Consider the following 12,354-nt stretch of genomic DNA (forward strand, 5'->3'; position numbering starts at 1 on the left):
AAACAGGTATGACAAAGCGGGCCATTGGCCCGCTTCGTTTTCCGGTGCCAAGGGAAGTGGCCGTTGCCGCGCCTCGTGAGCAGCCAACAAAAAGCCCGGCGTCGGGCCGGGCTGGCAGGATAAGTTGCTTATCCAGGTATTCGTCGAGGCGTCTAGTGTGGATGTTGTTTGAGGATGTCGTATATCTCCTCTTTTAGTTTAAGTTTCTGTTTTTTCAGATCCTTCACCTCGGAGCTGTAGTCGCTGGCGTGGTGTTTCTCCAGCTTTCTGATCTCCACATCCAGGTCGTTGTGCAAGTCAAACTTCTTCTGGAAATGGACATCACTGCTCTTCAGTTTCGAGATGAGATCTCTGTACTCCGGAAACATGTAATGAAGCCTCCTTGTTGTCGTTTGATTGTGCCTGCAAGACCAAAGTACCCCTTACTGCCGGGGAGAAACGTGATCCCGATCCAATTCGGGGCCACGGATTTGCTGCATGGGAAGGGCGATTTTTAACTGTTTGAATTACAAGATGATTGCCTGCTGACCCTGGGGCAGCAGAGGAAAGAAGCGGGATCCGCTTCACATTCGGGAGAGGGGGTCTGCAACGGGGCGGGCAACAGAAAGGGGCGCGAGGCCCCTGACTGGAAACGGGTGAGCCGTTTACTCTTTTTTCTTTTTCTTCTCGGGCAGGGGCTTGCCGTCTCTGGCAATCACCTTGCCTGCCTCGAAACCGATCTGCGCCGCCAGCTCTTCCAGATCCGGCGCCTTGGCCTCGTTGCCGATGGCGTACTGGTAGTTGGCGATGGAGATCTTCTCCGCCACCGGTGTGCCCGGCACGATGGGTTCGCGCCAGCCCTGACCGATGTGGGCCACCAGGGTGCCGTTCATGATGAGCTCGCCGACGATCTCCTGGGTGGGGATGCCCTTGCCGTAGGTGAGGCCCTGCGGGTGCTTCTTGCCGACCAGGGGCTCTTGGCTTGCGGGCATCAGCTTGGTGCGGATCAGCCACTTGGGCGATTTGGTCTTGCCCACCGCCTTGCCGGTCTGGTACTCGTTGATCTTGATGGTCTTGATCATCTGGGCCGTGAACTCCTTGGTCAGGGCCTTCTGGGCTTCGCTGGTCTCGTCGATGACGATGGGGGCCACATACCAGGTCTGGGGAGCCTGCGCCTTGGGGGTCGCCGGGGCGGTTTGCGCCATGGCGAGCGGGCTGAGCAGGATGGCCGTCAACAAGAGTCCGATTTTCTTCATGGTGATTCCGCTTATGTTTCGACAAGAATTTTGTTTTGCCAGCGACGACTGCGCCAGCGCCAGAACATGGCCAGACCGCGCACCCACTCGTCGCAGGCGAGGGCCAGCCAGATGCCTACCAGGCCATAGCCCTGCATGATACCAAGGAAATAGGCCAGGGGAACGGCAATGCCCCACATGGAGACGAGCGCCATGTAGAGCGGGAAACGGGCATCCCCGGTGGCGCGCAGGGCGTTGATCACCACCAGATTGAAGGTGCGACCGGGTTCGAGGATGAGGCTGATGAGGAAGAGCTGCGCCACCTGGGTGATGATGTCGGCGTCGTCGGTGAACAGGCTGATGATGGCGCGGCCGTTGAGGGCGGCGGCGATGGCGATGGCGGCGGTGACGATGAGGCCGAGTTTCAGGCTCTTCATCAGTTGGCGATAGGCCTGATCGAAGCGTCGGGCCCCCGCCAGGTGGCCGATGATGATCTCGTTGCCAAGGCCGATGGAGAGGCCGAACAGCAGGATGAACAGGCAGATCTGGAAGAAGTAGGACTGGGTCGCCAGCGCCTTGTCGCCGAGCAGGCCGACGAAGGCGGTCACCACCATGAACTGCAGCATCCAGGAGAGATTCTCCCCCGCCGCCGGCAGACCGATGTGCAGCACCTTGTCCAGCATGGCGCGGCTTGGGCGGACGATCTCGGGCAGACGCAGCCGGATGCCGGTCTTGCGCGCCACCAGCCATACCAGCAGCACCACCCCGACGATGCGCCCGGCCACCGTGCTGATGGCGACCCCGGCGACCCCGAGCTGGGGCAGGCCGAACCAGCCATAGAGCAGCAGCAGGTTGCCGACGAAGGTGATGAGGTTGACGATGAGGGTCACGTACATGGCCTGGCGGGTGTGGCCGTGGGCACGCAGGGTGGCGGCCAGACAGAGGGCCGCCGCCTCCGGCAGCAGGCAAAGCCCGATGATCTGCAGGTAGAGGCTGCCGTCGCTCATCAGGTGGGCAGGCAGGTTCATCAGCGCCAGCATGGTGCTGGCCCCCGCCATGACGCCGACCGCGGCCACCAGTCCCACCAGCAGGTTGAAGCCGATGGCGGTGTGGATGACGACGCGGGCTTTTTCCTTGTCTCCCGCCCCCAGATACTGGGTGATCACCACGCTGGTGCCGATGCTGACGAAGCTGAACAGGGTGATGGCGAGATCGAAGACCTGGTTGCCCACCGCGAGGGCCGCCACCCCCTGATAGGAGACATGGCCCACCATGAAGGTGTTGAGGGCCCCGGTCAGAAAGTGAAGGGCCAGATCGATGAACAGTGGCCAGGTCAGGGCGAAGAGGGAGCCCGGGCCCGCGTGGGATTGAGTCTGCATGGGATATCCAGGTGCTGGCGATGGCCCTCGTCAGGGCCAACTGGAGGGGCATTTAACACCAAGCGGGGGCGGGGTGCAATCCTGGTCGCAGGAGGAGGGGGCCTGCGACCAGGTGATGTCTCTCAGACCGGCGTGGCGCCGGCTTCCTGCTCGCTGGGGCGGGTGAGGCGCGCCGAGTCGGGCAGGTCGTCATCGTGCGGCCAGCGGGTGAGCAGGGCATCCGTGGTGCTCTCCACCCCCTCGTCGTCCCGGAACACCGGCTCCCGGTAGCAGCGGGTCATGCGCAGGGCCTGGTACATGTCGGGGCAGAGGATGATGCCATCCTCGCCGACCCGGATCCCCGCCTGTTTGAACCACTGGCTCATCTGGCCGTGTCGACCGGCCATCACCATGTGGATGCCGCGCCGCTTGAGCTCCTTGTGCAGCTCTCCCACCATGCTCATCACGCTGATGTCCTGATGGGTGAAGCAGGCCACCGCATCCACCACCAGGCACCTGGGATTGTGGGGATCCTGCACCAGCAGTGCCAGCACCCGCCGCTTGAAGTAGGGGGCGTTGAAGTAGGTGAGCGGGGAGTTGAAGCGGTAGACCAGGATGCCGGGAATCGCCTTGGCCTGCTCGTTGTCCCCCAGGGTGCGCACCACGCCCTCGTCGTCCATGCCGAGCAGTTGGTCGGTGGGGCGCATCACGTTGCGCAGGAACTGGAACAGCCCCAGCAGGACCGCGAGGGTGATGCCCGGAATGACCCCCATGGTGAGCACGCTGACAAAGGTCACCAGGGCGAGCCAGAAGGCGGCGCGGTCCGAGTCGCGCAGAGCCCAGAGGCCGCGAAAATCCGTCAGCGACAGGGAGGCCATCACCAGCACCACGCCGAGGGCGGCGGTGGGAATGTATTGCAGCGGCGCCGTCAGGTAGAAGGTGACCAGGGCGATGACGGCGGCGGCGATGATGGAGACCAGCTGGCTCTTGCCGCCGTTGGCGTCGTTGACTGCGGTACGCGAATCCGCCCCGCTGATGGCAAACCCCTGGGAGGCGGCGGCGGCCAGGTTCGCCATGCCCAGCGCCCTAAACTCCTTGTCCGCATCAATCTCGTAGCCATTCTTGGCGGCGAAGCTGCGGGCGGTGAGCATCATGGAGACGAAGCTCACCATGGCGAGGTTGAGGGCGGGCAGCACCAGCTCACGGATAAGCCCGGGGGGAAAGTCCGGCATCTGGAAGGCGGGCAGCCCCGAGCCGATGGTCCCCAGGGTGGCGATGTCGACACGGCCGAGATTGAACAGCCACACCAGGGCCGCCGTCACCACCATGGCCACCATGGAGGAGGGCCAGGCCGGTCTGTAGCGTTTGGCCAGCAGCAGGGTGAGCAGAGCGGTCAGGCTCATGGCCAGGGTGGGCAGATGGGTCTGGGTAATGTAGCTGGTGCCGTTCAGGATCCGCTCTATCAGGTAGCGCTCGCTGAAGGTGAAGCCGAAGATCTTGGAGAGCTGGCCCACCATGATGGTGATGGCCACCCCGTTGAGCAGCCCCATCAGGATGGGGCGGGAGAGAAAGTCTGCCAGCACCCCCAGCTTGAAGCGGCTGGCGATGAGGCACCAGAAGCCGGTCATGGCGGTCATGGTCATCACCAGTTGCCAGTGACGGGTGGGATCCCCGGCGGCGAGCGGCGTTACCACGGCGGCGATCACCGCGCAGGTGGCGGCATCCGGACCGACGATGAGCTGACGGGAGGTGCCAAAGAGGGCATACACCACCATGGGCAGGATGCAGGAGTAGAGGCCGACGATGGCACCTACCCCGGCGAGCTCCGAATAGGCGATGGCCACGGGCAGGGCCACGGCCGCGACCGAGAGGCCAGCGCGAAGATCCGGCATCAGCCAGGCCCGCTGGTATTGCAGCAAGGCGGCGAGCCCCGGCAGCCAGCGCTCGAGAGAGAAGAAGTCGCGCATTATTTAACCCATTGAGTTACAAACATCTTTTTCTTAGTGTGCCCAAGGTTGTCGACCCTTTGCAATCCGCTCATGGCCAGTTCACCACAAGGTCAGGCCAGATGCGTTGCCACTCCTTGGCCCTGACTCGTTCGCTAAAGATACGGCTCTCCTGGCGACAGCGCGGATTGGGGCTCACCACCAGGGACCAGTTGGGGGCAAAGCCGTAGGGGGCCAGCCACTCGAACGCATCATCTGCCAGCAGGCGGACCCCGATGCAGGTGGGTATCTCCACCCAGTGGCTGAGGGCCGAGAGCGAGCTGGCAAAAGGAGGCACCTGCTGGCGCAGATGCATGCGGGCCTGGTTGCGCACCTCCCACAACTGGCCCGGCATCCTGGCGGCGAGCCAGGCTTCGTGATCGGCCTCCTTCAATCCAGTCGGATCAGTGCTGTCCAGATAGATAAGATCGATGTCGTTGAGCGGGGTGGGCTCGGCCTTGTCATGGAGGTGATCCCAGATGAGGTTGCGCACAAACCCCGCCCCCAGGGCCCAGTCGGGCAGCGCCAGCTCCCGCGCAGCCCGGAGGCAATCCATGCGCGGGTGATCGGCCCGCAGCAGGGCCTCGGTGCAGGCCCGCAGGTGTGCCTCCCGCAGCGGCCCGGCTTCAACCGGCATTGCGGCGCAACCAGACGTCGATGTAGCTGCAGCTCGGCACTATGGTGAGCCCCTCAGAGAGGGTCCAGTCGTAGAAGCGGCGGGCCAGCTTGTCGGCAATCCCCTGTCCGCGCAGCTCGGGGGGAACCTGGGTGCTGTAGGCGTCCACCGTGGTGGCGTCCAGCCGGCGATAGGCAAGGCGGGAGAGCTTGCCGTCCACGGTGCAGACAAACTGCTGCTGATCGGCCTGGTGAAGGATGTCGCTCATCGGGAGTCCTCTCTGGGTGAATGGGAAGATCAGAACATGGCGGACAGGGTTTGCCAACGCCATTCTTTGCGCCCATGGCGGGCTCGCTTACACTGGCCAGCCTGCGAATGGTCGCAAGGCAAGGTATAGAACATTGAGAGAGGATGGATCCGTCATGGCCTTCGCCACCCTGGACGATCTGATAGGCAACACCCCGCTGCTGGCGCTGCGCCGCATCAATCCGCACCCCGGCGTCACCCTGCTGGTGAAGCTGGAGGGCAACAACCCCGCCGGCTCCGTCAAGGACAGGGCGGCGCTGAACCTCATCAGGCAGGCAGAGGCGAGTGGTCACTTAGTGCCAGGAGCCCGGCTCATCGAGGCCACCTCCGGCAATACCGGCATCGCGCTGGCCATGGTGGCGGCGTCCCGGGGTTACCGGATGCGACTCATCATGCCGAGCAACATGAGCCAGGAGCGGCGCGACGCCATGCAGGCCTACGGCGCCGAGCTGGTGCTGGTGGAAGAGGGCATGGAAGCGGCGCGAGACCTCGCCCTGGCGATGCAGGCGCGGGGGGAGGGGCTGGTGCTCGATCAGTTCAACAACCCCGCCAACCCGGATGCCCACTACCGCTCCACCGGCCCCGAGATCTGGCGCCAGAGCGGCGGGGCGGTCACTCACTTCGTCTCGGCCATGGGCACCACGGGCACCATCATGGGGGTCTCCCGTTACCTCAAGGAGCAGAACCCGGCGGTGGCGGTGATCGGCCTGCAACCGGCCGAGGGGAGCCAGATCCCCGGCATTCGCCGCTGGCCCGAGGCCTACCGGCCCGCCATCTTCGAGCCTGCGCGGGTCGATGGGGTGCTGGATGTGACACTGGAAGAGTCCCTCGTCATGATGCGCCGCCTGGCGCGGGAGGAGGGGATCTGCTGCGGTGTCAGCTCGGGTGGCGCCGTGGCCGGGGCCTTGCGGGTGGCGGCGGAGATCGGGCAGGGGGTGGTGGTGGCGATCATCTGCGATCGGGGGGATCGCTATCTCTCCACCGGGGTCTTCACCCCCGATGTCTGACGGGCAAGGGGCCCGTTACTCCCAGGCCCGCTCCAGCAGGGCCAGCAACTGTTCCCTGTCCGCATCCTTGCGGTTGTAGAGCAGGGCGCCGTCGTTGATGGCGAGATCCCGGATCCCGGGCAGCAGCGTCTTGTCGGTGAGGCCCGCCTCCCGCAGGGTGCGGGGCAGCTTGACCGTCTGCCACAGGGTATCGCGCAGTGCCTGCAACGCCTCGATGGTGGCCTGGGGTCTCCCCTCGGCCGGGGTCGCGGCAAAGCGCTCCGGCCCCACCAGGGGCAGCAGCAGGCGGGCGAGCTCGGGGTCGATGCCGGGCCGGTTGTAGTCGAGCACGGTGGGCAGGAAGAGGTTCATACAGAGGCCATGGGGCAGGTGGCAGCGCGCCCCCAGACTGTGGCCGAGGGCGTGCACCAGCCCCACCATGGAGTTGGAAAACGCCATGCCCGCCAGGGTGGAGCCCTCCGCCAGTTGCAGCCGCAGGCCCTTGTCCGTCGGGTGGGCCAGCACCCTGGGCAGGGCGGTGGCAATCTTCTCCACCGCCATCAGGGCCAGGGCGTCACTGACCGGGTTCTTGCCGTTGCCGATGAAGGCCTCGATGGCGTGGGTCATGGCATCCATGGCGGTGGCGGCGGTGATGGGCAGCGGCAGCCCCAGGGTGAGGCGGGGATCCAGCACCGCCAGCCGGGGCAGCAGGAAGGGGGAGGTGAAGGGCACCTTGCGCCCGCTCCCTTCATCCTTGATCACCGCCACCAGCGTCACTTCGGAGCCGGTCCCCGCCGTGGTGGGGACCACCGCCAGGGGGTTGAGGGGATGGGTCAGGCAATCCGCTCCGGCATAATCGAGCAGCCGCTCGCCCCCCAGGGTCGCCAGTATGTTCACCGCCTTGGCGGTGTCGATGACGGAGCCGCCGCCAAGGGCGAGCAGGCTGTCACAGCCCAGCTCCCGGTAGTGGCGAGCGATCCGCTCCACCACGGCGGTGGAGGAGTCTGCCGGGATCTCGTCCCAGATGGCGGCGACCGGCAAGGCCCCTTCGGCCATCACATCGGCCAGCAGGGTGGCGAGCCCGCTGCCGCTGACCCCCTTGTCGGTGAGCAGCAGCGGGCGGCCAGCCCCCAATCCCCTCAGGGCATCCGGCAACTGCTCCAGTGCCTGCTCCCCCGCCATCAGCTTGACCGGGCAGAAAAAATCGTAATAACGGCTCATCCCGTTCTCCTCGTGTTCAACCGGTCAGAAGACCCAGATAGATGTGGCAGGCCCGCGCGAGCTTGCGATGCGGGTCCGGGTAGTGGCGAAGCAGGGGCCGCGCGATGAAGGCGGGCAGGATGAGGCTCTGCAACTGCTCAAGCGCTCGCACCAGGTGCATGGCCGCGTCGAGATCCCCCTCCACCAGCAGCCGGTTTTCGCAAAAGGCCTGGTTGATGCCGAGGCGAAAACTGAGGGCGCGAAAGGCGACGGCGGGGTGCTTGAAGCGCACCCGCAGGGGGTGGGGGCCGTTATGGGCACAGGTCGAATGCGCCCTGCCAGCCTCCTCACCGCAGTGCCAGCGCCCCGCGAACTTGTAGAGACTCAGCCCCCGGGTCATGCCGTTTACCTCCAGCCTGATGGTGAGGCCATCCGGCAGGGGGGCAAGCTCGCGGCGCACCGCCTCGTCGACCCGGGCGGCGCGGCACAGGGTGCGGCCGATGATCCAGAGCAGGCTGCCAATCCAGAGGCGCCTGCCGGTGGCAAGCAGGGCGTCAGGGCGCATGGGAACCTCCGCTGATGGCGGACCAGAAGAGGGTGAAGGCGCTCTCCTGCCAGTGGGGGTCTTCTCCCAGTTCAGGCTGATCGACAAAGAGGGAGGCGCAGGCCAGAAACTGGCCCTGGCACACCTCCAGCATCAGGGCCGGCGGGGCCGACATCAGCTCGCCGCTGGCCTGGCCTCGGGCGAGCAGGCTCGGCAGAAAATGCAGGGTCTCCGCCAGGATCTGGCTGCGCAGGGGGCGGGCCAGCAGGGGGGAGTGGAAAAAGCCCAGCACGAACCTGAGCTCACGGGGGTGAGCCTGCATCCAGCCCATGGCCTGGTGCCAGTAGTGGCGGGCCTGCTCCTGGAGCGGCAGGGCGGCATCGGCCTCGGTGATGGCGGCGCCAAGGCGCAGTTTGATGTCCTGGTAGAGGCTCTGGATCAGCACCTCCTTGCTGGGAAAGTGATGAAACAGGGTGCCATTGGCCACCCCGGCCGCCTTGGCGATGCGGGCGGTGGCGGCGCCCTGCAGGCCATCCTCCGCGCACAGGGCCAGGGCGGCATCCAGGATCTGGCGGCGTTTGTCGGTCATGGTTTCTCGCATCTCGCCTCCTAGCGCAGGAACAGGGCCATCATCAGCCGCTGGTACCAGCGCCGATAGGGGGGGTGAATGAGGGAGCCTGTGCTGAAGCGCCCGCGGCGCAGCACGGTTTTCGCTTTGGAGAAGGTGAGAAACCCCTCGCGGCCGTGATAGTGGCCCATGCCGGAGGGACCGATGCCGCCGAAGGGGGCATCGTCCGCCGCCACCTGGAACAGACTCTCGTTGATGGCCATGCCCCCGGCGTGGGTCTCCCGGATGAGGCGGCGTTGCAGCGTCTCGTCCAGGCTCATCAGATAGAGCGCCAGGGGGCGGGGCCGGGCCGCCACATAGGCCAGGGCCTCCTCGATGTCGTCATAGGGCACCAGGGGCAGCAGGGGGCCGAAGATCTCCTGCTGCATCACCTGGCAGTGGCCGGGCACCTCGGTCAGCAGGTGGGGCACCAGCTTGCGGGTGGCGTCATCCCGGGCGGGCGTGACGCAGGGGTGGGTCTGGGCGCCGGCCTGCCTCGCCTCTTCCAGCCAGGCGGTGAGCCGCTCGTACTGGGGAGCGTTGATGATGGCGCCATAATCCGGGCTCTCGAGCCCCTGAGGGTAGAGGCGGCGAAAATGGGCCTGATAGGCCTCGATGAAGGCCTGCTCCTGCCCCCTCGGCAGCAGCACGTAGTCGGGGGCCACGCAGATCTGGCCGGCGTTGAGGCTCTTGCCGAAGATCATCCGCGCCACCGCCAGGGCCAGGGGCATGTCGGGGGCGATGAGACAGGGGCTCTTGCCGCCGAGCTCCAGGGTGAGGGGGGTGAGCTGGGGGGCGGCCGCGGCCATCACCAGCCGACCCACCGCCGTGGAGCCGGTGAAGATGAGATGGTCGAAGGGGAGGGCGCTGAAGGCGGCCGCGATCTCCGCATCCCCCTCGATGACCACCACCTCGTCACCGCCGAGGGCCTCATCGAGCAGGGAGCGCAGCACGGCGTTGGTGTGAGGGGTGAACTCGGAGAGCTTGATCATGGCGCGGTTGCCGGCGGCGAGGGCGCCGATGAGGGGCCCGAGGCTCAGCATCACCGGGAAATTCCAGGGCACCATGATGCCGACCACGCCGAGGGGCTGATAGTGCACCTCGACCCTGGCGGGGGCCAGCAGCAGGCCGGAATGACGGCGCTCCGGTTTCATCCACCCCTTGAGCCGTTTCTGGGTGTAGTTGATCTGCATGACGCAAGGGAGCACATCGGCGATCAGGCTGTCGTAATCGCTGCGCTGGCCGTAGTCCCGGGCCAGGGCCTGACACAGTGCCTGCTTGTGGCGCAGCAGCCCCTGCTTGAGGGCATCAAGTCTGGCACGGCGGGACGCCAGATCCGGCATGGGGGTGGCCTGGCAGGCCTGCCTGAGCCGATGCAGTTGCTCGGGGAGGGAGAACTTGTCCGGTGAGGCGGGGGTGACGGTGGTGTCCATGGCATGCTCCGCACGAAAAGTGACCGACTGATTAGTCGGTCCAAATCTAGCGATTCGTTGCCGACTTGTAAACCGGGCGAGGGCAGAGGGTGGCTGCCAGTGGGCAGCGTTGCCCGGAACTGTGTCCGGGCTCCCATTTTTGAGGCATCCGGATTGGTCTTCTATCTAATAAGGGGTAATTGTGGGTCACCAACTCGGAGGGAGAACCGCACATGACCAGGGAATTGCATAGCCTGCTGGCCCGGCTGGATGACGTGATCGCGCGCATGCCGGACAGTTTCAATACCTATGAGTTTGCCCAGAAGCTGGCGCTGCAACATCAGCAGGAGTATTTCGCCGCGGGCCACTCCCTGGCGGGCCAGGAGAAGAACCTGCTGCGCCTGCTCCACGAGAAGATTGCCCTGGCGCTGGCGAGCCATGAGGGCGTCATCGAGGGGGCCCTGCTGCCCTGCATGACCCCCTGGGGGGAGCGCGCCACCTCGCCCCGCTGGCACCGCAAGCACTGACCCTGCAACAACATGAAAAGGCCCCTCGGGGCCTTTTCATGTTTGGGGTCGCACCTACTGGACCAGCCTGCGGGCCTGCCAGTAGCGGCTGTTCCAGTAGACGTTGTCGAGGCGCGAGCGGATCACGCCCTTGCTGGTGGAGGCGTGGATGAACTCACCTGCCCCGGTGTAGACCCCGACGTGGTACTGCTGCCAGCCGGTCTTGAAGAAGACCAGGTCCCCGTGCTGAAGACGGTATCTGTCCACCGGGCGGCCGAGGCTCGCCTGGGATTCCGTGGTGCGGGGCAGGGTGAAGCCCAGCACCTGGCTGTAGGCGAGCTGTGTGAAGGCGGAGCAGTCGAGACCGGCGCGGCTGGTACCGCCCATGCGATAGGGCACGCCGCGCCACTGCTGATAGAAGTTGTCGAATGTGCCGCTCTGGCGCACGGGAGGGGGAGGCTCCGGCGTGCTGGAGCAGGCGGCGAGAAGCAGGGCCAGCAGGGGCAGCAGCAAGGTGCGAAACATCTCAACTCCTTGATAGGGCACGGGGTTCATCATAGACGATGATCCTGCCTGGAACCTGAATGACAACGGCATTGAGGAGTGGCCGCCTGTGGGGCAGCCACCGGATCACCCCGCCGGTTTGGGGGTAATGAGCGGCGTCAGCAGCTCGGCAATCTTGTAGAAGGTCTGCACCCGGGTGGTGCTGGGGCGCCACACCAGGCCTATCTCCCGATAGGGTTTCTCCCCGGGCAGGGGGATGGCCACCAGGTCCGTGTTGTCGAGGATGCCCGCATCTATGGCCATCTGGGGCAGGAAGGTGGTGCCAAGACCGGCCCCCACCATCTGCACCAGGGTGTGCAGGCTGGTGGCGGCGAAGGGGTTGATCTTGCTCTTGTCCCGCAGCCGGCAGGCGCTCACCGCGTGCTCCGTCAGGCAGTGCTCCCGCTCCAGCAGGAAGATGCTCTGGTTGGGCAGCTCCTTGTAGTCGAACGGCATGTGCAGGCCCGCCGCCATGTGGGAGGGCATCACCATGTGGAAGGGATCCTGGCCGACGGTCTTGCTGTGGAAGCCGCCGATCTCCACCGGCAGCGCCAGGATCAGCAGATCGAGCTGCCCCTGCTCCAGCTGCTTGAGCAGATTGGTGGTGGTGTCTTCCCGCAGCAGCAGCTCCAGATCCGGATAGGCCTTGCCGCACACCTGCAGCAGCTTGCTCAGCAGGAAGGGGGCGATGGTGGGGATGCAGCCCAGGCGCACCGTGCCGTGCATGACGCCCCCCTGCTGCTGTCCCAGCTCCATCAGATCCCGGGCGTCGGAGAGCAGGTTGCGCGCCCGCGCCACGATTTCCATGCCGACCGGCGTCATGATGAAGCTCTTGTGATCCCGTTCTACCAGTTGCAGGTTCATCATGTCCTCCAGGGTCTGGATCCCGGTACTCAGGGTCGACTGGCTGACATGGCAGGCCTTGGCGGCGCGGTTGAAATTCTTGTGCTCGTCCAGAGCGACCAGATACTGGAGCTGCTTCAGGCTGGGCCAACGTTGCATAGGAGAAACCCGATCGATGCTATCTATTTGATTTGATTAATCTACCATCGAGAAGCCCCGTTGTCGCCGACAAAT

14 protein-coding genes are annotated in these 12,354 nt (G+C 65.3%); 2 read left to right on the plus strand and 12 right to left on the minus strand.

Going from position 1 to position 12,354, the window contains the following annotated elements:
* Positions 1-152: 152 nt before the first annotated feature.
* The 6 genes from AB5Y50_RS11620 to AB5Y50_RS11645 all read right to left on the minus strand — a co-directional run bounded on the left by AB5Y50_RS11620 (position 153) and on the right by AB5Y50_RS11645 (position 5,441).
* Positions 153-368, minus strand: coding sequence for a YdcH family protein (locus tag AB5Y50_RS11620; RefSeq protein WP_143237319.1), 216 nt, complete (start codon positions 366-368; stop codon positions 153-155).
* A 276-nt stretch (positions 369-644) separates the two neighbouring features.
* Positions 645-1,235: a hypothetical protein gene (locus AB5Y50_RS11625; RefSeq protein ID WP_039039859.1), complete on the minus strand. Its 591-nt coding sequence runs from the start codon at positions 1,233-1,235 to the stop codon at positions 645-647.
* 11 nt (positions 1,236-1,246) lie between these two features.
* Positions 1,247-2,593 (minus strand): MATE family efflux transporter, encoded by a 1,347-nt coding sequence (locus tag AB5Y50_RS11630; protein WP_045525276.1) that lies wholly within the window; start codon positions 2,591-2,593, stop codon positions 1,247-1,249.
* Positions 2,594-2,715: 122 nt separating this feature from the next.
* Positions 2,716-4,539: a SulP family inorganic anion transporter gene (locus AB5Y50_RS11635; protein ID WP_039039857.1), complete on the minus strand. Its 1,824-nt coding sequence runs from the start codon at positions 4,537-4,539 to the stop codon at positions 2,716-2,718.
* 70 nt (positions 4,540-4,609) lie between these two features.
* Complete coding sequence (locus AB5Y50_RS11640) at positions 4,610-5,194, minus strand: nucleotidyltransferase family protein (protein ID WP_324034316.1); 585 nt, start codon at positions 5,192-5,194, stop codon at positions 4,610-4,612.
* Positions 5,184-5,441 (minus strand): GNAT family N-acetyltransferase, encoded by a 258-nt coding sequence (locus AB5Y50_RS11645; RefSeq protein WP_041212700.1) that lies wholly within the window; start codon positions 5,439-5,441, stop codon positions 5,184-5,186. The genes AB5Y50_RS11640 and AB5Y50_RS11645 overlap by 11 nt, the downstream gene beginning before the upstream one ends.
* 154 nt (positions 5,442-5,595) lie before the next feature.
* Between AB5Y50_RS11645 and cysM the strand changes: the two genes are divergently transcribed.
* Positions 5,596-6,486: a cysteine synthase CysM gene (cysM, locus tag AB5Y50_RS11650; RefSeq protein ID WP_324034315.1), complete on the plus strand. Its 891-nt coding sequence runs from the start codon at positions 5,596-5,598 to the stop codon at positions 6,484-6,486.
* A gap of 15 nt (positions 6,487-6,501) precedes the next feature.
* On the opposite strand, the gene AB5Y50_RS11655 is transcribed toward cysM, so the two are convergent.
* From AB5Y50_RS11655 to AB5Y50_RS11670, 4 genes are read right to left on the minus strand one after another with little or no spacing between them, the layout of a single operon-like run.
* Positions 6,502-7,686: an iron-containing alcohol dehydrogenase gene (locus AB5Y50_RS11655; protein WP_368162892.1), complete on the minus strand. Its 1,185-nt coding sequence runs from the start codon at positions 7,684-7,686 to the stop codon at positions 6,502-6,504.
* 16 nt (positions 7,687-7,702) lie between these two features.
* Positions 7,703-8,230 (minus strand): hypothetical protein, encoded by a 528-nt coding sequence (locus AB5Y50_RS11660; RefSeq protein WP_113977966.1) that lies wholly within the window; start codon positions 8,228-8,230, stop codon positions 7,703-7,705.
* Positions 8,220-8,810, minus strand: a complete 591-nt coding sequence (locus AB5Y50_RS11665; RefSeq protein ID WP_010674082.1) for a TetR/AcrR family transcriptional regulator — start codon at positions 8,808-8,810, stop codon at positions 8,220-8,222. The genes AB5Y50_RS11660 and AB5Y50_RS11665 overlap by 11 nt, the downstream gene beginning before the upstream one ends.
* A gap of 8 nt (positions 8,811-8,818) precedes the next feature.
* Positions 8,819-10,249 (minus strand): coniferyl aldehyde dehydrogenase, encoded by a 1,431-nt coding sequence (locus tag AB5Y50_RS11670; protein WP_325768096.1) that lies wholly within the window; start codon positions 10,247-10,249, stop codon positions 8,819-8,821.
* Positions 10,250-10,461: 212 nt separating this feature from the next.
* On the opposite strand from AB5Y50_RS11670, the gene AB5Y50_RS11675 reads away from it, so the two are divergent.
* On the plus strand, positions 10,462-10,755 hold the full coding sequence (locus AB5Y50_RS11675) for a hypothetical protein (protein ID WP_010674084.1): 294 nt from the start codon (positions 10,462-10,464) through the stop codon (positions 10,753-10,755).
* Positions 10,756-10,809: 54 nt separating this feature from the next.
* Here AB5Y50_RS11675 and AB5Y50_RS11680 read toward each other — a convergent pair whose 3' ends face one another.
* A complete protein-coding gene (locus AB5Y50_RS11680) occupies positions 10,810-11,259 on the minus strand; it encodes a C40 family peptidase (RefSeq protein WP_180911550.1) in 450 nt (149 codons plus the stop codon).
* 105 nt (positions 11,260-11,364) lie between these two features.
* Positions 11,365-12,279, minus strand: a complete 915-nt coding sequence (locus tag AB5Y50_RS11685) for a hydrogen peroxide-inducible genes activator (protein WP_010674086.1) — start codon at positions 12,277-12,279, stop codon at positions 11,365-11,367.
* Positions 12,280-12,354: the final 75 nt, after the last annotated feature.

The sequence above is a fragment of the Aeromonas sp. s6 genome (assembly GCF_040907815.1).
GTDB classification, from domain to species: Bacteria; Pseudomonadota; Gammaproteobacteria; order Enterobacterales; family Aeromonadaceae; genus Aeromonas; species Aeromonas caviae.

Excerpts from the sequence above, each read along its gene's own strand:
- AB5Y50_RS11620 (WP_143237319.1), bottom strand. The coding sequence starts at position 368 with ATGTTTCCGGAGTACAGAGATCTCATCTCGAAACTGAAGAGCAGTGAT.
- AB5Y50_RS11625 (WP_039039859.1), bottom strand. The coding sequence starts at position 1,235 with ATGAAGAAAATCGGACTCTTGTTGACGGCCATCCTGCTCAGCCCGCTC.
- AB5Y50_RS11630 (WP_045525276.1), bottom strand. The coding sequence starts at position 2,593 with ATGCAGACTCAATCCCACGCGGGCCCGGGCTCCCTCTTCGCCCTGACC.
- AB5Y50_RS11635 (WP_039039857.1), bottom strand. The coding sequence starts at position 4,539 with ATGCGCGACTTCTTCTCTCTCGAGCGCTGGCTGCCGGGGCTCGCCGCC.
- AB5Y50_RS11640 (WP_324034316.1), bottom strand. The coding sequence starts at position 5,194 with ATGCCGGTTGAAGCCGGGCCGCTGCGGGAGGCACACCTGCGGGCCTGC.
- AB5Y50_RS11645 (WP_041212700.1), bottom strand. The coding sequence starts at position 5,441 with ATGAGCGACATCCTTCACCAGGCCGATCAGCAGCAGTTTGTCTGCACC.
- cysM (WP_324034315.1), top strand. The coding sequence starts at position 5,596 with ATGGCCTTCGCCACCCTGGACGATCTGATAGGCAACACCCCGCTGCTG.
- AB5Y50_RS11655 (WP_368162892.1), bottom strand. The coding sequence starts at position 7,686 with ATGAGCCGTTATTACGATTTTTTCTGCCCGGTCAAGCTGATGGCGGGG.
- AB5Y50_RS11660 (WP_113977966.1), bottom strand. The coding sequence starts at position 8,230 with ATGCGCCCTGACGCCCTGCTTGCCACCGGCAGGCGCCTCTGGATTGGC.
- AB5Y50_RS11665 (WP_010674082.1), bottom strand. The coding sequence starts at position 8,810 with ATGCGAGAAACCATGACCGACAAACGCCGCCAGATCCTGGATGCCGCC.
- AB5Y50_RS11670 (WP_325768096.1), bottom strand. The coding sequence starts at position 10,249 with ATGGACACCACCGTCACCCCCGCCTCACCGGACAAGTTCTCCCTCCCC.
- AB5Y50_RS11675 (WP_010674084.1), top strand. The coding sequence starts at position 10,462 with ATGACCAGGGAATTGCATAGCCTGCTGGCCCGGCTGGATGACGTGATC.
- AB5Y50_RS11680 (WP_180911550.1), bottom strand. The coding sequence starts at position 11,259 with ATGTTTCGCACCTTGCTGCTGCCCCTGCTGGCCCTGCTTCTCGCCGCC.
- AB5Y50_RS11685 (WP_010674086.1), bottom strand. The coding sequence starts at position 12,279 with ATGCAACGTTGGCCCAGCCTGAAGCAGCTCCAGTATCTGGTCGCTCTG.